Annotated in this window: 18 protein-coding genes and 1 tRNA gene; 7 read left to right on the top strand and 12 right to left on the bottom strand. The window is 39.2% G+C overall.

Annotation, left to right across the window (positions count from 1 at the left end; translation table 11 throughout):
- The first annotated feature begins 23 nt into the window (after positions 1 to 23).
- Positions 24 to 2,081, top strand: a complete 2,058-nt coding sequence (gene recG, locus E4O01_RS10555) for an ATP-dependent DNA helicase RecG (RefSeq protein ID WP_253692151.1) — start codon at positions 24 to 26, stop codon at positions 2,079 to 2,081.
- Positions 2,082 to 2,241: 160 nt separating this feature from the next.
- Here recG and E4O01_RS10550 read toward each other — a convergent pair whose 3' ends face one another.
- From E4O01_RS10550 to E4O01_RS10495, 12 genes are all read right to left on the bottom strand, one after another.
- Positions 2,242 to 2,979 (bottom strand): RluA family pseudouridine synthase, encoded by a 738-nt coding sequence (locus E4O01_RS10550; protein ID WP_253692150.1) that lies wholly within the window; start codon positions 2,977 to 2,979, stop codon positions 2,242 to 2,244.
- A gap of 53 nt (positions 2,980 to 3,032) precedes the next feature.
- Entirely contained in the window at positions 3,033 to 3,635 is a 603-nt protein-coding gene (locus E4O01_RS10545; RefSeq protein ID WP_253692149.1) for a HutD family protein, read from the bottom strand.
- A gap of 3 nt (positions 3,636 to 3,638) precedes the next feature.
- A complete protein-coding gene (locus E4O01_RS10540) occupies positions 3,639 to 4,277 on the bottom strand; it encodes a GTP-binding protein (RefSeq protein ID WP_253692148.1) in 639 nt (212 codons plus the stop codon).
- The gene (locus E4O01_RS10535; protein WP_253692147.1) at positions 4,274 to 5,860 is read right to left on the bottom strand and encodes a glucose-6-phosphate isomerase; all 1,587 of its coding nucleotides are present in this window, start codon (positions 5,858 to 5,860) and stop codon (positions 4,274 to 4,276) included. Before E4O01_RS10535 ends, E4O01_RS10540 begins: the two co-directional genes overlap by 4 nt.
- A 67-nt stretch (positions 5,861 to 5,927) precedes the next feature.
- A complete protein-coding gene (locus tag E4O01_RS10530) occupies positions 5,928 to 6,335 on the bottom strand; it encodes a DUF3887 domain-containing protein (RefSeq protein WP_253692146.1) in 408 nt (135 codons plus the stop codon).
- Positions 6,336 to 6,340: 5 nt separating this feature from the next.
- Entirely contained in the window at positions 6,341 to 6,859 is a 519-nt protein-coding gene (locus E4O01_RS10525; protein ID WP_253692145.1) for a YdbT family protein, read from the bottom strand.
- A 4-nt stretch (positions 6,860 to 6,863) separates the two neighbouring features.
- Positions 6,864 to 7,805, bottom strand: coding sequence for an NYN domain-containing protein (locus tag E4O01_RS10520; protein WP_253692144.1), 942 nt, complete (start codon positions 7,803 to 7,805; stop codon positions 6,864 to 6,866).
- 12 nt (positions 7,806 to 7,817) lie between these two features.
- Positions 7,818 to 9,233, bottom strand: a complete 1,416-nt coding sequence (gene pyk, locus E4O01_RS10515) for a pyruvate kinase (protein ID WP_253692143.1) — start codon at positions 9,231 to 9,233, stop codon at positions 7,818 to 7,820.
- A gap of 104 nt (positions 9,234 to 9,337) precedes the next feature.
- Complete coding sequence (nth, locus tag E4O01_RS10510; protein WP_253692142.1) at positions 9,338 to 9,970, bottom strand: endonuclease III; 633 nt, start codon at positions 9,968 to 9,970, stop codon at positions 9,338 to 9,340.
- A gap of 23 nt (positions 9,971 to 9,993) precedes the next feature.
- On the bottom strand, positions 9,994 to 11,145 hold the full coding sequence (locus tag E4O01_RS10505; RefSeq protein WP_253692141.1) for an alpha/beta hydrolase family protein: 1,152 nt from the start codon (positions 11,143 to 11,145) through the stop codon (positions 9,994 to 9,996).
- Between the two features lie 19 nt (positions 11,146 to 11,164).
- A complete protein-coding gene (locus E4O01_RS10500; protein WP_253692140.1) occupies positions 11,165 to 12,349 on the bottom strand; it encodes an MFS transporter in 1,185 nt (394 codons plus the stop codon).
- Positions 12,350 to 12,409: 60 nt separating this feature from the next.
- Entirely contained in the window at positions 12,410 to 13,276 is an 867-nt protein-coding gene (locus tag E4O01_RS10495) for an SPL family radical SAM protein (protein WP_253692139.1), read from the bottom strand.
- Between the two features lie 234 nt (positions 13,277 to 13,510).
- Between E4O01_RS10495 and E4O01_RS10490 the strand changes: the two genes are divergently transcribed.
- From E4O01_RS10490 to E4O01_RS10465, 6 genes are all read left to right on the top strand, one after another.
- Positions 13,511 to 13,592, top strand: a tRNA-Leu gene (locus E4O01_RS10490).
- A gap of 40 nt (positions 13,593 to 13,632) precedes the next feature.
- Entirely contained in the window at positions 13,633 to 14,316 is a 684-nt protein-coding gene (locus E4O01_RS10485) for an MgtC/SapB family protein (RefSeq protein WP_253692138.1), read from the top strand.
- 85 nt (positions 14,317 to 14,401) lie between these two features.
- Entirely contained in the window at positions 14,402 to 16,207 is a 1,806-nt protein-coding gene (locus tag E4O01_RS10480) for a phosphoglucomutase (RefSeq protein WP_371819653.1), read from the top strand.
- A gap of 30 nt (positions 16,208 to 16,237) precedes the next feature.
- A complete protein-coding gene (locus E4O01_RS10475) occupies positions 16,238 to 16,567 on the top strand; it encodes a PUR family DNA/RNA-binding protein (RefSeq protein ID WP_253692136.1) in 330 nt (109 codons plus the stop codon).
- A gap of 94 nt (positions 16,568 to 16,661) precedes the next feature.
- A complete protein-coding gene (locus E4O01_RS10470) occupies positions 16,662 to 17,567 on the top strand; it encodes a hypothetical protein (protein WP_253692135.1) in 906 nt (301 codons plus the stop codon).
- Positions 17,560 to 19,341 (top strand): hypothetical protein, encoded by a 1,782-nt coding sequence (locus tag E4O01_RS10465; RefSeq protein ID WP_253692134.1) that lies wholly within the window; start codon positions 17,560 to 17,562, stop codon positions 19,339 to 19,341. The genes E4O01_RS10470 and E4O01_RS10465 overlap by 8 nt, the downstream gene beginning before the upstream one ends.
- The last annotated feature ends 3 nt before the right edge of the window (positions 19,342 to 19,344 follow it).

Genomic DNA, 19,344 nt, shown 5'->3' with positions numbered 1-19,344 from the left:
AAAAACTTATGCTACAATAAATTATGCTTATTTCTGAAATACAGGGCCCTCTTACAAATATTGCCGGAGTAGGTGCAGCCGCGGTCTCACAGTTAAAAAGGCTTGGTGTAGAAAATACCGGAGACCTTTTAAGGCTTTTTCCGCGGGATTGGGAAGACCGCTCAAAGATAAACGTTTTTTTGGATTGGAACAGGTTTCAAAAAATTCATGTAGAAGTTACCGTTGCAGGCCATGAATGGTTCGGCTTCGGCAAGATGAAAACCTTAAAACTTATTGTATCCGACAAAAACGGAATGACGGCCTCTCTTATCTGTTTTAACCGCCCCTTTTTAGAAAAAAGCTTTCCCATAGGAGCAAGGGCCTTTGTGTACGGCTCTTTTTACCGCAAATACGGAGAAATTCAGTCCTCTGCATTCGAACTTGAAAGATACGAAAATATGCAGGCAAGGATTCTTCCGGTTTATCCCCTGACTTCAGGACTCGGACAGGCAAAACTTCGGAAAATAATTGCTTCCGCCCTAAAAATGTACGGACAAGGCATTGATTCCGAGCTTCCCGATTCCGTTTTAAAAAAATACGGTCTTCCGCCTAAACAGGAAGTGCTTTTTATGCTCCATGCGCCGAAATCCATGGCTGAGGTAGAAAAAGGCCGCTATGCCCTTATTTTTGAAGAGTTTTTTTTGTTTCAATATGCCATAGGGATGCGGTCGATTGAAAGGCGGGGAAGGCTTCCCAACCTTGAAGATGAAAGAAATATCGGCAAACCTGTACAAAAAGAACCTATTTTAACGCCCCTCCAAAGAGCCCTTTTGGAAAGACTTAATTTTAAGCTTACCCAAGATCAGCTTTCAGTCTGTGCCGAAATAAACGAGGATTTGGACGGCCCCAATCCCATGGCTCGCCTTATGCAGGGAGATGTCGGTTCGGGGAAGACCCTTGTCGCCTTTTTAGGCTGTTTAAAGGTAATAGAGCAGGGCGGTCAGGCGGCCTTTTTAGCCCCCACAGAGCTTTTAGCCCGCCAACATGCCGAAAATGCAGCCCGCCTCTTGGAGCCCCTCGGTGTACGGCTTGCCTTTTTAACCGGGAATACCAAGGCTAAGGGAAGGAGCCGTCTTTTACAAGAATTGCAAAAGGGAAACATCGATTTGATAATCGGTACCCACTCTCTTTTTTCGGCAGGGGTGCAGTATAAAAATTTACGCCTAGCCGTAATAGACGAACAGCACCGCTTCGGAGTTCTCCAGCGCTCGGCCATAATCCAAAAGGGAGCCGAAAGCAATGAAGAAAAACGGAATCCTCATCTTCTTATGATGAGTGCAACTCCCATTCCCCGAACCCTCGCCCTTTCTATCTTCGGCGACTTGGATATTTCGACCATAAAAACCATGCCTCCCGGAAGGAAGCCGATTATCACCTATGTTGCCGCGGAAGACAAGGCCGAGAGGGTTTACAACTTTATCGGGCAGGAGATTTTACAAGGCAGGCAGGCTTATTTTGTATATCCTTTAATAGAAGAAAATGAAGACCTTTCCCTAAAATCGGCAGAGAGGATGTTTGAAGAATTAAGGGCAGGTTTTCCCAATCATAGGTTGGCCTTAATTCACTCCAAGGTTGCGGAAGAAGAACAAAAAAGAATTATGGAGGAATTCGGGTCGGGGAAGCTCAATATTTTGGTTGCGACTTCTGTTGTCGAGGTCGGTGTGGATGTTCCCAATGCGGCCTGCATGGTGATTGAACACGCCGACAGGTTTGGTCTTTCCGCCCTGCATCAGCTCCGCGGAAGGGTCGGGCGCGGAGATATCCAAGCCTATTGTTTTTTGATTTACGGGAAAAAAATTACCGAGGCCGGAAGGGCCCGCCTTACTATAATGAAGGAAACAAATGACGGCTTTATAATAGCCGAGGAAGACCTAAGACTCCGCGGCCCCGGAGATATAGGCGGGATTGAGCAGTCGGGTTATCACCTCGGCTTTACGATTGCAGACCCGGCCCGGGACTTTAAAATTTTGCAGGAAGCCCGCTCCGCAGCCTTTGAGCTGCTTGAACAAACTAAATTTGAGAAACCTTTTGATAAGTGTTAGACGGATTGTCCACGGGCAACTTTTTTCGTTGTCATTGACAACACAGGATAAAGATACATTTCTGGTTACAGGGAATGGAAAACATTTTCCTGCAAAATCTTTTATAGTAACACCTGCTGAATTAATGGATATACTTGAAGAAAATTAAAAAATTATCCTATTACAATTTTCCTAGCTGGTTGATAAGCCCGGCCATATCCTTAGGATAATCTGCACTTACCTCGATTTTTTCCCTGCTTATGGGATGAAAGAATTTTAGCGAGTGGGCATGGAGGGCCAGGCGCGAGAGTATGGGACGCTCCTCATATTTATCGCCCCTCCAATTCTTTTTCAAGGCTGATATGCAGATGGGGTCTCCGTTTCCGTAAAGACTATCGCATAGGATTGGGAGTCCCAGATGTTTTAGGTGTGCCCTTATTTGATGAGTTCGGCCTGTTATTGGGCGGGCTTCCAAGAGGGAAAAGCGGCCTAATTTTTTTAAAAGAGAGAATTCGGTTAAGGACTCCTTCCCCTTTTTTTCGTCGATGAGGGTGCGGTGCATCTTATCGCCGTCTATTTTTAATCTTGCTTCGCTTTTAAAATTTTCTTCTTGAGGGCAGCCTGCCGATACTGCATGATAGATTTTTTCTATTTTGCGGTTTTGAAAATCATCGTTTAATATTTTATGGGCCTCTGCATTTAGGGCATAGATGATGAGGCCGGAAGTCTCCTTGTCGAGCCGATGAACGGGATAAATTTTTGCTTCCGGCTCTTTTTTTAAAAGAGCGCCTTCAAGTATCTTATCTAGGCGGAATGCTTCAGCATCCCAGCGATCGGCTGTTACAATGAGACCGGCACTCTTATTTACTATTATGAGGTCTTTATCTTCATAGACTATTTCGTAAAGCTTTTTTTTCATTATAATTCCAAGTTTATGATTTTAAGTTTATCTTTTTTTTATCTTGCCCAAGGTTAAGAAACTACAGGAATCTTTCCGTAAAATAGGCTTATCGTTCCGTCTGTCGAAATCAAAACTTCTTCTTTTATATCGCTGTCCGGTTCAAAAATAATCAGGTCCAATTTATCGAGATTGAATTTATTTTTTCCTCCGGCTGTTTCGGCAGTAAGAGGAAGTTTAGCATTGTACGAAAAGATCCAGCCGATTTCTCCCTTCGATATCGAAAACTTTAAAACCGAATTTTTGTTTAAGGCAAAATTTTTTACTTCCGTTTGTATGCCTTCTTTTACCATTAGGTTAAAATCTCTAACCCTTCCCATGCTGACCGTTTTTGCGCCTCCTTCAAAGGCGTAGACCTCGTATGGCTTGAGCTTGGTAAAGTTTTTTTCGTCATGGCTTATTTTTAAGTCCCCGTTTAAGGGAGAAATAAAACGGAAAAAACCCGGAAGGGGAGTGAAGTCAGACCTATCCAAATCGACTGTAGCGGAGCTTAGGCGGAACAAAAAATTTCTTTTTTGATAATCGGCTTCACGCGGATAAATAAAAAGTTCCGTCGTGGTGCCTCCGCTCCAGTTTGAAGTTTTAAAATCTTTTTCGCCGTAATGTGTAATTTTCATAATTTAAATCCTTTTTGAGATTAAAGACAAAATCTCGTCCCTTCCCGTTTTTTTTGCAGCAGAGCTTATGATGATGAGCTCTTCGTCAAAGTTAAAGAAGGCGGTCCAAGCATTTTTCGCCTTTATCTGATCGTTTTTACCTATCTTATCGGCCTTGGTTCCGACGATTACAACCTCAATATCCAGTTTATGGAAAAAATTGATGCTTTCTTTTTCGGTTTCTGTAGGTTCCCGCCTCATATCCATCAAAAAAAAGATGGTTTTTAAGAGGGGGCGGTTTGTACAATACTCGTAGAGCATCTTGTCGATTTGCAAGGTCATTCCACCTGAAAGTTTTGCATAGCCGTAGCCCGGAAGGTCTGTGAGCACAAACATATCTTTTGGAGGCGGCCCTGAAAACTTTTTTGTCTTGGGGTTAAAATTTAAAGAAGCCGGACGGTTTACCAAAAAGAAGTTTACCTCCCTCGTCATTCCGGGGCGGGAGCCTGTCTTAACCAAGTTTTTTCTGTTGACAAGCATGTTTATCAAGCTCGACTTCCCTGCATTGGAGCGGCCGAAAAAGGCAAATTCGGAAACTCCTGTTTCGGGAAACTGCTCTGCCTTGACGGCTCCCTTTATAAATTCCGCATTTATAATCTTCATAGAAGTTCCGAAAAAGCCTTGAGGGCCGGGGGCATATCCTTTGAAAGCACCTTCTTTGCAAGGGTTTTGCCTAGCTGAACTCCCTCTTGGTCGAAGCTGTTGAGGTTCCAGATAAAGCCTTGGAACATCACCTTGTTTTCGTAATGGGCAAGAAGGGCACCGAGGTTTTCGGGGTTTAGCTCTTCTCCGTAGATTAAACTTGCGGGACGGTTGCCTGCAAAGTCCTTGTTTTTGTTTTCATCGGTTTTACCCGCGGCAAAGGCCATTATTTGGGCTGCCAAATTTGCATTTAGCTTTTGCATATTGGTAGAACCCTCGCTTTCGACGTCGAGGCCGATTTGGCTTTTTTTAAAGCCGATAAACTGCAAGGGGATTATATCGCTTCCCTGATGAAGGAGCTGATAAAAAGAATGTTGGCCGTTTGTGCCCGGCTCTCCGAAAATTACGGGGCCCGTTTTATAGGAAATTTTTTCGCCTGAGCGGTTTACGGTTTTTCCGTTCGATTCCATGTCCAGCTGCTGGAGGTGGGCAGGGAAGCGGGAAAGAGCCTGACTATAGGGCAGGATGGCCGTCGCCGAATAAGATAATACGTTTCTTTCGTAAACACCGAGGAGGGCATCCAAGAGGCTTGCATTTTCTTTTATGTTCTTATTTAAAGAAAGCTTATCTCCTGCTGCGGCCCCTTTTAAAAAGGCGTCCACAGTTTCCATTCCGAAGGCGAGGGCGAGTACTGCCGCTCCGCAAACCGAGGTGGAAGAATATCTTCCGCCTATAAAATCATCCATATAAAAGGAAGTAAGATAATCGGGGTTATTTGCAAGCGGGCTTGTTTCGCTTGTAACGGCAAGCATCTGCTTTTTGCTGTCAAGGCCGTTTTTTTCGAGAACGGATTTTACAAACCTTTCGTTTGCAAGCGTTTCCTGAGTTGTGCCGCTTTTTGAAACGAGGATAAAAAGGGAGCTTGCAAGGTCGATGGAGTTTAAAACCTCGGCTGCATCATCGGGATCCACGTTGGAAATAAAATGAGCCTTCATTTTATGCTTGCCGGCTGCCTTTGCCCAATTTTTTAAGGCTATGTACATGGCTCTCGGCCCCAGGTCGGAGCCTCCTATGCCGATTTGGACAACATCGGTAAAGGTATTACCTGTGGAAGTTTTAATCTTGCCCGAATGAACAGCTTCGGAAAATTCTTTTATTTTTGCAAGCTCGTTGAGGTAAAACTCCCTCATGTTTACGCCCTTATAAACCACATCGTTTTTTAATTGGCCGCGGGTAAGCTGATGGAGCACCATGCGGTTTTCTCCTGTGTTTATAAAATCCCCGTTGAGCAATAGCTCATATTTTTCGATTAGGTTTTGTTCATCGGATAGAGCCTGCAAGGCTTTAAGGATTTCTTCATTTACGGGCTTAGCCGCATAATTGTATTTAAGGCTTCCGCCCATTTTAATCTGAGAAGAAGCAACCCTTTCGCATGAATTTTCTTTATTAAAAATATCTGCGAGGTTTAAATTTTTAGCCTGTTCTTTATGAACTTTTTGTAATTGTGTAAACGATGTACACTTGTCTAAATTTTTCCATTCCATAAATTCTATTTTAACTCTTTTTGCCGAAAAATACAACTCGTAGAGACAGGTGAGAAGTTTTAAAAATTTATTTTAAAAAGAACCCTATCAGTCTTGTATCTTTTGCAAAATTGAAGGTGTAGCACAAAGTTTTATTTTGGTATCCTGCTTTAACGATAATGACTCCTATCACTTCGCCCGAATTTTTATCCCTTGTTTCCAAAAAATAGGCATCTTTTGTATAGAGGTATTTTCCTGCAGGTTCAAAAAATATTTTGGTGTTTGAATTTATAAATTCTTCATCAAAGTTTTTTTTGAATTCGTCGGTACCAAGGTCTCTTACTTTTTCCCAATCTTTATCGTTTATCATAAAAATAATTTCTTCTGCCTTTTCTTTTAAAAAAGGAATGTGGAAGGTTTCCGAGTGCTCTTTGCGTTTACAGCCCCATAAAACAAGAAAAGATAGAAAAAGAAAAAATATCTTTGACGGTTTCAAGCTTCTTATTCCTTGGGATTTAAAATATCGGCTGCCACTGCATTAAAAAAATCTTCAGCCTTTTTATCGTTTTGATGCCGTATTGCATCCTGCACTTCGGCTAGTTCTTCAAGTTGTCTTTGAAGAAACTTTGTTTTATCGTTATCGATTACGATTGTTTTTCCGTCAAGCAAGATCATCTTAACCTCGGTAAATGTACCGAAACGGGCAGGCCTTTTGAAGGTTTCGATTTCGATAGCGTGGATTTCGGAAAAGTTTATAATTTTGGTTTTTGGAAAAAAGAATATGCCGGCTTTTTGAATAGCTTGTTTTTTTGTGATATTAAAATACCAGGAATTTTCAAAAAGAGCTGCTGCCAAAAACAGGGCTCCAAAAATAAGGGCAATTATAGAATATTGTCCGTCTTTCATCGATGATATATTAAGATAAAAAATTGCTCCGCCTACGATGAGAGCAGATATGCGTATCCATAATTTCAATGTAAAAAATTTTACTATTTTGTCTTTTTCTTGTTTGTTTTCCATAAGCTTAACCTATTATTTCAATTTCGGCAGCTTTGCCGTTTCTGTCGGCCGAGTCTCCGCCTTTGGGATTGGGCATCTTGAACACTCTGAATTTTACCGGGGTTCCCTCTTTTATAAGTTTATCCCTGCATTTTTTATCGATGTTTGTAAACGAAAAGAAAAAATCTCCGTTTTCGTTTTCGATAATTCCGTAGCGGTTCATAAGTCTTTTTATTTTTCCCTTTACTTTGGGCTTTTCATCCTTTCGGCCTATCGCTTTTATCCAATAGTTAGGCGGTATCCTTTCATCCGAGCTGAGTTCGAAATCATCCGATAATGCATCGATTATTTCCCGCAGGGTGTTGTGGCTGTAAGAACGGGGATCGAATTCGGGCATAAAGTTGCGGATGGAATTTCCCAAATCGGATAGGCTTACCCATCCTTCTTCAGTCATGCGGGAATTTCGATAGGCATGGCAAATAAGGTCTTCAAGAGACTTAAACTTTTTGCCGCTTTTTGAGTCCTCTTCATATTCTTCCGTTTCATCAAAGTTTTCAAGGTATTTAAATTCGTTGCAGGCATTTACCCAAAGAGGCTTTGCATTGGATCTTCCGACTCCCAAAACATAGAGGCCGTATTCCCTCAGTTTTAGAGCGAGGCTGTAGTAATCCGAATCGGTAGAAACTATGCAGACCGCATTTATTCCCTGATTGGTATTTGCAAGTTCTATTGCATCCATTATAATTGTGTTGTCGGTTGCGTTAGGTCCGTTTCTAAATTGCTGAACAGGACGGATAGGTACTTTTTCAAGCCAAGGTTTCCAGCCGTTCATGTTGGGTGTGGTCCAGTCTCCGTAAAGTCTTTTTATTAAAACATCTCCTTCCTTTGAGACTTCGGAAATTATCGAGTCAAGATAGGAAGGTGCTATGTTGTCTCCGTCAATTAAAATAGCATATTTTTTTTCCATTTTGTAATTACCTTATTCTATTATTTCAACCTTTAAAAGGTTTGTTGAGCCGGCTTTGCCTATCGGGATGCCGGCAGTTAAAATTGCGATGTCTCCTTTTTTTACATATCCCGTGTTTTTTGCAATTTGCGAGCAAACATTGAACATGTTGTCGGTAGACTTGATTGGATCGGCTAAGACGGGATATACATCCCAGTCCAGGGCAAGCTTCCGCATAACCTGAGGAGATTCGGTGATAGCGATAATCGGAACCTTGGGTTTAAATTTTGAAAGAGCCCTGGGGGTTATTCCCGAAGCTGAGGCCGTTATGATTACATTTGCATCAAGGGCTAGGGCTGTAGAACAGGTAGCTCTTGCGATGGCGTTTGTTATTGTAGTTTCATGGAGTGAGACGTTTTCGAGAAATAGCTTTTCATAGTCTAAAGTTTCTTCGATAGAACGGGCTATGGAGTTCATCATGGCTACGGTTTCTACCGGATATTCTCCTGCTGCAGTTTCTCCCGAAAGCATTACTGCCGAGGTTCCGTCCAATATTGCATTTGCAACGTCGGTTACTTCTGCCCGTGTCGGACGCAGATTGTGGGTCATCGATTCGAGCATTTGCGTAGCGGTTATAACGGGCTTTCCTGCAAGGTTTGCTTTTTTTATCAGGCGCTTTTGAAGATGGGGAATTTTTTCCGGTTCTATTTCGACCCCGAGGTCTCCACGGGCAACCATGATTCCGTCCGCTGCCTCTAAGATTTCATCGATATTATCCAAGCCTTCTTGATTTTCTATTTTTGCGATTATGCCGATTTTACTTTTATGCTTTTCTAAAAGTTTTCTTATTTGCAGAATATCGTCGGCTCTTTGGGTAAAGGAAGCCGCAATAAAATCGACATCATTTTGAATTCCGAATTCGATATCGGAAACATCTTTTTCGCTCATGTATGGAAGGTTTACTCTTAATCCCGGAATGTTAACGCCCTTCCGGCTTGTTAGGGTTCCCGAATTTACGGCAACACATTCTATGTCGGTTTCATTTAAAATATCTATAACTTGTAATTCGAGCATTCCATCGTTTATAAGAATTCTGCTTTTAGGTTTAACTTCGGCTGCGATATTTTTGTAAGAAATGCTGCATATCTGGTTTGTGCCTACAACATCTCTTGTTGTGATAATAAATTCCTGTCCCTGTACAATTTGAGTAGGTTTTTCAAAAACACCTAATCTGATTTCGGGGCCCTTTGTATCCAATAAGATTGCAACGGGCATTTTCAGCTCTTCCCTGATTTTTTTTATTCGATCTATTTTAACTTTATGTTCTTCATGGCTTCCGTGCGAAAAGTTAAGGCGGCAGACATTTAAGCCGGCCTTAAACATTTCGGTCATAACCCTTTCGGATTCTGAAGCGGGGCCTATTGTGCATACTATTTTTGTTTTCTTCATAGGATTCCTCCAAAAATTATCTTAGTATAATACTATAAATCGTAAAAAAATTCAAATGCCTAGGATAATGCAAATGTCTGCAAATCGGAGAAGGTGAGAGCTGTTTATAGATTTTTCATGCAGATATCCGATAAAAAGCAGGTTTCACATTCGGGCTTTCTGGCCTTACAGATATATCTGCCGTGGAGGAGAATCCAGTGATGAGCATTGAGTAAATATTTTTTTGGAGTGACTTTAAGTAAATCTTCTTCAACTTGAATGGGGGTTTTTCCCGATGAAAGACCTATGCGCGGAGCTGTTCGGAGAATGTGCGTATCAACTGCGATTGCAGGTTTTCCGAAGCCCATGTTTAAAACCACGTTTGCCGTTTTGCGGCCGACTCCGGGAAGTTTTATAAGTTCTTCCATAGTATCGGGTACTTTTCCTGCATACTCGTTTTGGATTATGCGGCTTAATTCAAAAATGCGCTTTGCCTTTGTCGGATATAAATTTATTGTTTTTATGTACTCGCGAATTTTTTCTTCGCCCAGTTCTATCATTTTTTGAGGCGTGCCGGCTGCCTTAAACAAAGGGTCTGTTGCCTTGTTTACACCGACATCAGTAGCCTGAGCCGAGAGAACCACTGCCACCAAAAGAGTGAAAATATTTGCAGAATGTAATTCGCCTTTCGGGTTAGGGTTATTCTTTTTTAAGCGGCGGTATACTTCTTCGATTTTGTCTTTATCCAATAAATTCATTTTTTACCATTATATAAAATTTATTATGAGTTAAAACTTTTAAGCCAGCAAAGGATGGTATCAAGGGCAAGCTTTGTGTCTCCGCATTGGCAGTGATCCGAGGCTTCTTCTTCCTTTGTAAAAAGACGAAGAGAAACGGAATGGGCGTTTACAAGAGAATCGATTTCGGGCTTGTATAAACGCCAATCGATAAAGTGATCGGTCTTTCCGTGCAAGATTAAAATGTCCTGAGTTATTTTATCGGCAATATTAAGGATCTGAAAATTATTTAAGTTTTTTAAATAATGATAGGGACTCGGCATCGAATAAGCATGCATACCATGTTTAAAAACCCACTCCATCATAGGATCTTTTTTCATTTTTTGTCTTGCAATAAAATTGACTATATGCTTACAGCCAAACTTCAATAAAAGAATGAGGAAGGTTTTTAAACCGCATGGAAGATGATAGAGGGCGACCGACATAAAATTCGGAAATACCGACCATGCTATAATTTTCTTTATTCTTTTTTCAAAGGCGGCAGCACGCGGGGCCAACATTCCTCCCAGAGATACTCCTATTATTATTACATCATCCAAGTTGAAGGCATCTAAGATTGCAGAAACAGGTTCTTCCCATTTATAGGTGAATCCCATTTTTTGTACACGCAGTACGCCTCCCTGTCCGGGACCTTCAAGAAGAAAAACCTCATAGCCGTTTTCCGAAAGGTACAGAATAGGAAAAAGGAATTCTTCCATATAGCTGTCATTTCCTCCATGGAGTAATATGGTTCCCAATTTTTCACCCTTAGCTTGAACATGCAGCACAGGAAGATTTATGTTTTTATACGGAACGGATAGTTTTTCTACAATTCCTTCATCGAAATATTTTTGATAGTGCTTATAAAAAAGATCTACTGCAAGACTGTAATATTTTAATTTGTTCGGATTATCATCGCTCATAAAGAATTCACTCATGCGGTAATAAGCAATGCTCTCTTCCATTCTTCCTTCATTTAAGGCCTTGTCTCCTAAGCCTATTAGAACGTTCTGCCAGTCTTCACAAGTTTTAATCGATGATGAAACCTTTTTAACTTCTTCTAAATTCCCTCCGTCCCAATTAATTAAACGGTTTAGCTGAAAGTTGAAATTCTTTTCATCATTTAACTCATACATTCCCTTTTTAAAATTAATCATACACTCCTCCAATTTCCAATCATACTTTTCTTTTCATCGGCCGTAGTTTAGGCGAATTTGAAAATTTACAGCCCATGATAAAAAGAATCGGAACCAAAATTAAAAATACGGGCACTACCGTAATAAAGGCAATGAATAAATCGTATTTATCGCCTACTATTCCCATTATAAAACTTGCAGTGCTGTAGCCGGGCACGCCGAAGCATGATAAAAAAATCATAAGAGCTGTCGCATCTACAGGAAGGATGGCGGCGGCAAAGGATTGAATTGTCGGCCAAAGACATGCAAGGCAAAGCCCCATGCAAAATAAAAAAGCTGCCAAACCGAAAAGAGAGTTTACAAAAATAAACAAGAGGCTGACTATAAATGAAGCAATCGAAGAAACTATAATTGCTTTTTGAATAGAAACTTTTTTTAAGACCTTGCTGTTTAAGGATCTTCCGATAAACATTCCGAGAGCAAAGCTCGCTGTTACAATTCCTGCATAAAAGGCAGAGGCTTTTAGATAAAGCTGAATTAAAGTAGCCGACCAAAAGGCAAAGGCTCCTTCAGCTCCTCCTGCAAAAAAGAGAGCAAGGCCGAAAAGCCAAAAGGAGAGCAGAGAAAATATTTCTTTAAAGGCTGCCTTGCTTCCGTCCGAGGGCGGAAGTTTTATTTTTTTTGATGAAGGATAGGAAAGGCAAATCAAGAGAGCAAAGATAGATAGGCCTATATAAATGTATCTCCAGTTTATTCCTATTGAAAGTATGTAGCCGAAACCTATCAGCCCGGAACAAGTTCCTAAGGGCCAGAAGGCATGCATCATATTCATCTTTGCTCCCGTATCGTTCGGGTATAAATCGTTTACTATGGGAGTCAGCAGGGCTTCCATATTTGCAACACCCAAGCCCATACAGAGGGCGCTTAAAAGAGCCGTAACAAAATTGATGCTTTTTGAAAAGAAAAAAAGCCCTGCGGTTAATATCAAAAGTGAAACTCTTAGTACCTTTATCTTGCCGAATTTTGCGGCAAATATCGGGCTTATAAAAAGAATTATCATCTGCTCGATAGCACAAAGCATTCCGAATAAGCCCGCTTGTGTCAGCGAAAAATTTAAGTCTCTTTTAATATTTACAAGGCATATCGAGATTGCAATAGAAGAAAGAGAATAAACCAAAAAACTAAGACCTGAAACATTGAAGGTTCTTTTTCGTAAATCTTTCATAAGGAATTAATATTATGATAGTGCTTTTTATAGGAATAGTCAAGGCTGCTTTTGCAGCTATCAAAAAAATTCCAATTGAGCTTGCTGCTTATCTTCAAACTTGTTTAAATATGAAAATATCTTATCGGGATTATGCTCGATGCCGTTTTCTTTACATAGCTTAAAAAATAAATTCATAAGACTTGCATTATGAGGGCTCATTACCGAGTAGTTTTCTCCGTAGAGCTTGATATATTTTTGTTTTAATCCGGGAAAATGTTGGTCAAGTTTCTTATAAAAGAATTCCCTGTTGCCCTTTCTTAGAGTTAATCCCATCCCGAATGAGATTATTCCTAAGACCTTAGCCTCAATACAATACCTCAAAATGCCTTCTATGTTTTCAGGATTATCGTTGATAAATGGAAGAATGGGAGTAAGCCAAACCACTGCCGGAATTCCTTCTTCATTCAGCTTTTTTAATACCTTAAATCTTTCGCTTGTTACTGCAACATTGGGCTCCGGTATTTTACACAGGGAATCATCATAGGTAGTCAGTGTCATTTGAACAACGCATTTTGTTTTTTTGTTTATTGCTTTTAGAAGATCCAAGTCTCTAAGGATGAGGGAAGATTTTGTTATCAGTGTAAAGCCGAAACCGTATTTGTAAATTGTTTCGATAATCTTTCTTGTAAGACCTAGTTCTTTTTCAAGGGGAAGATAGGGATCAGTCATTGAGCCCATTCCGATCATACACTTTTTTCTTTTTTTTCGTAAGGCTTCTTCTAAAAGTTCTACTGCGTTTTCTTTAACTTCGATATCTTCAAAGTCATGAGCCATTTGATAGCATTTACTTCTTGAGTCGCAGTAGATACAGCCGTGGGAGCAGCCCCGATAAATATTCATTCCGTTTTTTGGAGATAGAATTCCTTTTGCTTTTACAAAATGCATAGGCTATTATAACATAAAAACTTGACAAGGTCTCGTAGACTATACACTCTGGGTAATGTACGGGCTTATGAAAAAACCTAAACGGGATTGGCCGATTGCAATAGCCAATTTACCAGGCATCATCTTCGGACTGTTTACTTTTATTACGGCTCTTTAAAGTATTAACTCAAATTATCGATTTCTTCCCGCATAATTGACACTCCCTCTCTTTTATGATATAATATTACATTGTTTGCCCCGATGGTGGAATTGGTAGACACGCTAGTTTCAGGTACTAGTGCTTAACGGCATGGGGGTTCAAGTCCCCCTCAGGGCAAAGATTCAAAAACCTACAATAACCGTCATAAGGATTTTTTATGGATGCTGCAGCTTTAACCGACAAAGTCATTATAATTCGTTTACTTTTGAGCTTTTTAGCCGGTTGTTGTATAGGTATGGAACGTTCAGGTAAGCGGCAGGTGGCAGGACTGCGTACACATATTTTGATCTGTGTGGGTGCCTGCGGTATGATGATAATATCCATCTGGCTTCCTCAAGTCAGCGGAAAAGGCGATACAGCACGTATAGCTGCTCAGGTCGTTTCGGGTATGGGTTTTTTGGGTGCCGGAGCTATTTTGAAGATAGGGGCTAATGTAAAGGGACTTACCACGGCTGCATCAATTTGGGTAATTGCAGGAATCGGTTTGGCAATAGGAAGCGGTCTTTATACCGCGGGAATAGTGATGACTGCTATTTCATTACTGACCCTCTCTCTGGTGAACAGGCTTGAACTTAAAATTTTCCCTGTAAGGCAAAATAAATTCTTGGAAATATATTTTCATGGAAGTACACCTCCAATGACGGATATTATAAACGTTTTGGCTGAATATTCGGCCTCCATTGTATCGACGAATGTCCGCTCATCAAAATCCTCCAAAGAGCATTCCAAGGTAGTTCTTTTTATAAATGTTCCTAAGAAGCTTAATATTTCTAAGATGACTATGGATTTTCAACAAATTGAACAAGTTGATACAATAATATTAAGAGAAAAAATAGGTTAATAAATTTTTCGGGCTGAAAGTAAAGAGGTATTGGGAATTGACAGATAAAGATCATAACATCGATATAAATAACGAAATATCAAAGATGATATTGTCGGCTTCAGGCTGGCGGAAGGTCTTTGCCGAATCGGGAAAAGAAGAAGATAAAACTTCCGAAATAAAATATGAAGACGTAATATTGTTATGCCATGCTGCCTTAGCTTTTACCGAATTTTTAAATAAAAATTTCCCTGAAATAAAAACTATAGTAATCGGGCGGGATACCCGGCCTACAGGTCCGGCTATAGAAGAGGTTTTTATTAAAGCTGTTCTTTCCTCTTCTTACGAATTAAAAGTTGCAGGATGTACTGCTGCTCCCGAGATAATGGCTTATTCAAAATCGGTCAATGCTGCATTTATTTATATTTCTGCAAGCCATAATCCGATAGGCCATAACGGTATTAAATTCGGATTGAACTCCGGGGGAGTTCTTGACGGTGAACAAGCTAAAATTTTAATTAACATGTTTAAAGAAAGAATTAAAGCCGAGGATGCTGAAAACGAGGCGCTGAAGATCTTGCATGATTTTAATTCGAATAAATTGCAAGAAATAAAAATGCAGACAGTATATATAAAAAAAGAAGCTTTAAATGCATACTATAATTATTCTAAGGCTGTAATTGCGAACTCTGCCGATCCCAAAGTGCAGAATGTTTTTTTTGATAAAATAAAAAAAGCCGGTATTGCCGCAAAAAAAGAAGGACGTCCTCTTGTGATTGTTGCAGATTTTAACGGAAGTGCTCGGGCAGCTTCTATCGATAGACAGTTTTTTAAAGATCATGAAATCGAGCTGATAGGCATAAATGAAGAACCGGGAAATATTTTACACGGAATATTACCTGAAGGTGCTAACTTAGATTTTTGTGCAAAAAAAATGGAGTATCTTCATTTGGATCCCAATGCAAGCCCCTTAGATAAAAATTGCTTTTTGGGTTACATGCCCGATTGTGACGGCGACAGAGGAAATATAATTTACTGGAATGACGAACTTAACAAAGCCGTTCCGCTTGAAGCGCAAGAAGTGTTTACTCTTTCCGTAATTGCAGAATTGACGGATTCCTATTATTCTAAAACGGGAACAAAAAAAACTGCTGTTGCCGTGAACGGTCCGACCTCTTTACGAGTTGAAGAAGCGGCAGCTTGTTTAGGTGTTGAAGTTTTTAGAGCTGAAGTAGGCGAGGCCAACGTTGTTAATTTGGCTGCCGAATTGCGCGAAAAAAAATATAATGTCCGCATTTTAGGTGAGGGTTCAAATGGCGGAAACATAACTCATCCTGCTAAGGTAAGAGACCCGTTAAATACTATTTTTGCAATTTTAAAATTACTTTTGATAAAAACGGAATTTATCAAAAAAGGCTTGTTTCATATTTGGTGCGAAAAATCAAAACAAATGGATAAATATAGGCCCGACTTTACATTGACTGATATTTTAAAAACTCTTCCGCAGTATAATACAACTCCTACCGGGGAACAAAGAGCTCTTTTAAAAATCGGCACACAAGATCATGGTATTTTAAAAAGGCAGTATCAAAAAATATTTGAAGAAGAATGGCTTAAAAGAAAGGATGAACTTAAAGAAAAATTCGGTATTGTAAGTTACCGCAGTTTTTCAAACAATGGAACGAAACGAATTGAAGATTTGCAGGATTTTTCCGTTTCGGGAAGAGGCGGACTTAAGATCCAGTTTTATAATTCAAATAATGAAGCCGTAGGATTTATATGGATGAGAGGTTCCGGTACCGAACCTGTATTCAGAATAATGGCGGATATAAAAGGTTTCTCGATCGAAGATGAAAAATATTTGGTCGAGTGGCAGGGTGAAATGGTAAGACGTGCCGATCTCGGTGCATAAGCTGCAAAACATTTTTATTGGAGAATTATTATGGGAATTAGAGGTGAACTTTTTACGACTCAGGTTTCGGCAGAAAACCGAACCTATTTTTTTAATGTTAAAGAAAATACAAAAGGCGATGTTTTTTTACAGGTAGTGGAAAGCAAGGCTTCGGAAGGCCTTGGCTTTGACCGCCATGCAGTTGTAGTTTTTGAAGATGAAATGCGCCCCTTTTTACAGGGCCTTGATAAGTGTATAGAATTTATCGAAAAAAACAGAAAAGAGAAGGCGAAAGCTAAGGCGAAAAAAGCTGCCGATTTAAAAAAGCCTTCTGCAGAAAAAACCGGAGTAAAAAAAATAATAAAAAAGAAAAACCGCTGAGGCTGTTAACTTAACGGAAAGTTTTTCTGCATTTTTGTATTTGAGTTACTTGCACCTTGTTATATCGGCAATTTTATGATAAAATAAGTCTTATATGAAAAATTGGCTGCTTGTACCTGTAGTATTTGTCTCGAATTTTATTTTAGCTGTTTTAGCCTTCTCTCTGTCAGTCGGAATGTGGCAGTTTATGATGTCCGGAAGGGCGGAGGGCTTGTTTTTGTATGCTTTTTTACACTGCCTATATCTGATATTGCCCTTAGCCTGTATTATCGCTATATTTTCGGTCTATGTTTTTATGATGAGACATCCCGAAAAGTACGGCCTATCATTTTTGTCTTTGATTATATCGTTTATATTATTTTTTGCTTTAGTTATTCCTTTTATATATTCCCAAGGTCAAAAAATAAATGAAGCTTTTAACTCAAAAGAAAAGACGTTAATTGATGATAAGCATTTAGAGACTTTTATAGAACAGCCTGCCTTTATCAAAGCGTCAGGCAGCCTTTTAAAGCCTTTTGTCTATGATATATATGAGCAGTATAAAGTATCGTATACATCCTATCTTATTTTTTCCGGATCAATTTTTTTGCTGATATTTTCTCTTTGGGTTTTTACCACAATCACGGAATGGAAAATAGTTAATTTTACACTTTTGCCGTTTTTACTGGTTTTAATTTTATACGCCTACAGTTATATAAGAACTGAAGATTTTATTTTAAGTATAGAAGATTTTCTTCCTTTTGAAATCCCAAATTTTTGGATACGCCCTATTTTGTTTTGTCTTACATCTTTAGTATTTTACATTTATACTGCAATATTGCTTTCTGTAAGACGGTCAAAGAAGATGCCTAAAAAAAGTAAAAAGAAAAAAATAAAGATGCCCAAAGTTAAGGGGGTTAAACCCATTAAACCTAAAAAGATAAAAGCGAAGAAGGAAGAGTTTAATACGTTCATTCCCGATAATTTAGGCAGTTTTATCGAGGGGGAAATAGATGCATAAAATTTCAAGATTTTTTTCTTATTTATTTATTCACCTTTTAATAGGTCTATTGGGATGTTTTGTTTATGTGTTTTTTTTGCAGTCAAAAGAAACTTTGCTTCCCGTGTTTTTATTCTCATGGAAAATTCGTGAATCCCTATTATTGTTTATTTTCTATTTTCCTTTTATTTATATTTGTGCTTTAACCTTTGCTTATCCGATTATTTTCGGAAAATTCGGCCCCGTTAAAATAGAGCGGCGTTCTTCCGCAATGATAAGGTTTGTTCAGCATTTTTTTATTTTTTCTTTAGCGGTTTTATCATTCTATGTTGTATTGACTGAAGTGGTTAAACCTATTTTGATGGAACATCAAGCCAGAGCTGTTTCTCAAACCCTTACATACGGAGAATACACTGAGCTTGCAAAAGAGGCTTACGGCAGAAACGATTATGCTCAGGCAAGCGATCATATTGAAAGAGCTTTGAGAATATGGCCGTGGTCTGAAGAAACCATGAAATTAAATGAAAAAATTAGAATAGCGAATGAGCAAGTTTCCCTTGACAAATCCGATTCGATGTTAAAAAAGAATATGTCCGGTTCAGATGAAATAAGTAACATGACTGCTGAAGCTGCTTTAAAAAGAGCGGAAAGAGCGGCTCTGTCATTCGATTTTTATACAGCCCATTATTACGCAAAACTTGCTTTTCAAACTTTTGAGGATGGAAATCCTTTAAAAGCCGATGCTGAAAATCTTGCCGCCCGTTCTTGGGCCGAAGTTGAAAAAGGTCTTGCTTCATATATTGATGCTCCCTTGATTGAAATATATAAAAATAAAAAAGCCGCCTATGATGCTTTGCAAAGAGGAGATTATCTAAAAGCTTATTATTCTTTTTTGCAGATAGATTCTTCCATTAAAAAATTGAATTCGGATCAAAGAGACCCTGAAGTTGAGCATCTTTTAAATCTTTCGAGGATTGAGCTTGAAAAATATGTTTTTTTTACCGACGAACTTAAAAATATTCCTAATTTTGTAATTAAGGGAGATATAAATTTTACGGTTGCCGAACATACTCATGAATATGCAAAAATAAAAATACACGGTATTTCTTACGGAAGCTCAACAAGCCGCAATGAAATATATCTTATGAATACGGTGTATACACGTTTAGGAATGTCAGATACCGAAAAATGGTCAATCATGATTCCGTATGCAAAACTCATAGATTCCGCCGACAGTGAAGGCAAACATAAACTGATGCTCCAAATTTGCTCGGTTGACAGGTATTCTGAAGGAAAAAATATATTGCCTAAAATTTTAACAGGTGAAATCCCAAAGGAAAATCTTCATAATATTTTGCTTCCAATGACTATGGCCGATTTTATTTTGATTGAAAAATCTGTGAGCGGACCTTCAATTATGAAGATATCCGATTTGTATTATTTTAGTTTGATAGCGGAAAAGTACGGTCTAAAAAAAGAAGCTTATTTGAGTGAAATTTTATACCGATTGACTCAGCCCTTATTATTGTTGATTGTTTCTTTATTGGTTCTTATACTGGCATGGGGGTTTAGAGTATCGCCGGGCAGAAGACTAAATAAAAGGCTTTTTTTATTTTATCCTCTAAGTCCATTTCTGGCCTATACATTGATGGAAACTCTCAGATATATTTTTAAACTTCAAATTGCATTTTTTGTTTGTTTGACCCCGAGATATGTATCGCTTATAGTTTTCAGTGTACCTGTAGCGGCTCTTATTTTTTTGATTATCGGTCTTGTTTATCAGCGTTCCGAATAGGTC

The organism is Treponema sp. OMZ 790, assembly GCF_024181285.1.
Lineage (GTDB): Bacteria > Spirochaetota > Spirochaetia > Treponematales > Treponemataceae > Treponema_B.
The sequence above is the reverse complement of the archived record's forward strand: the minus strand, read 5'-3'. Positions and strand labels throughout refer to the sequence as shown.

Bases quoted from the DNA above. Each gene is read 5' to 3' on its own strand.
- E4O01_RS10465 (WP_253692134.1), top strand. From the start codon at position 17,560: ATGCATAAAATTTCAAGATTTTTTTCTTATTTATTTATTCACCTTTTA.
- E4O01_RS10480 (WP_371819653.1), top strand. From the start codon at position 14,402: ATGATATTGTCGGCTTCAGGCTGGCGGAAGGTCTTTGCCGAATCGGGA.
- E4O01_RS10470 (WP_253692135.1), top strand. From the start codon at position 16,662: ATGAAAAATTGGCTGCTTGTACCTGTAGTATTTGTCTCGAATTTTATT.
- E4O01_RS10540 (WP_253692148.1), bottom strand. From the start codon at position 4,277: ATGAAGATTATAAATGCGGAATTTATAAAGGGAGCCGTCAAGGCAGAG.
- E4O01_RS10520 (WP_253692144.1), bottom strand. From the start codon at position 7,805: ATGGAAAAAAAATATGCTATTTTAATTGACGGAGACAACATAGCACCT.
- pyk (WP_253692143.1), bottom strand. From the start codon at position 9,233: ATGAAGAAAACAAAAATAGTATGCACAATAGGCCCCGCTTCAGAATCC.
- E4O01_RS10500 (WP_253692140.1), bottom strand. From the start codon at position 12,349: ATGAAAGATTTACGAAAAAGAACCTTCAATGTTTCAGGTCTTAGTTTT.
- recG (WP_253692151.1), top strand. From the start codon at position 24: ATGCTTATTTCTGAAATACAGGGCCCTCTTACAAATATTGCCGGAGTA.
- E4O01_RS10550 (WP_253692150.1), bottom strand. From the start codon at position 2,979: ATGAAAAAAAAGCTTTACGAAATAGTCTATGAAGATAAAGACCTCATA.
- E4O01_RS10495 (WP_253692139.1), bottom strand. From the start codon at position 13,276: ATGCATTTTGTAAAAGCAAAAGGAATTCTATCTCCAAAAAACGGAATG.
- E4O01_RS10545 (WP_253692149.1), bottom strand. From the start codon at position 3,635: ATGAAAATTACACATTACGGCGAAAAAGATTTTAAAACTTCAAACTGG.
- E4O01_RS10505 (WP_253692141.1), bottom strand. From the start codon at position 11,145: ATGATTAATTTTAAAAAGGGAATGTATGAGTTAAATGATGAAAAGAAT.
- E4O01_RS10475 (WP_253692136.1), top strand. From the start codon at position 16,238: ATGGGAATTAGAGGTGAACTTTTTACGACTCAGGTTTCGGCAGAAAAC.
- E4O01_RS10485 (WP_253692138.1), top strand. From the start codon at position 13,633: ATGGATGCTGCAGCTTTAACCGACAAAGTCATTATAATTCGTTTACTT.
- E4O01_RS10535 (WP_253692147.1), bottom strand. From the start codon at position 5,860: ATGGAATGGAAAAATTTAGACAAGTGTACATCGTTTACACAATTACAA.
- E4O01_RS10525 (WP_253692145.1), bottom strand. From the start codon at position 6,859: ATGGAAAACAAACAAGAAAAAGACAAAATAGTAAAATTTTTTACATTG.
- nth (WP_253692142.1), bottom strand. From the start codon at position 9,970: ATGAATTTATTGGATAAAGACAAAATCGAAGAAGTATACCGCCGCTTA.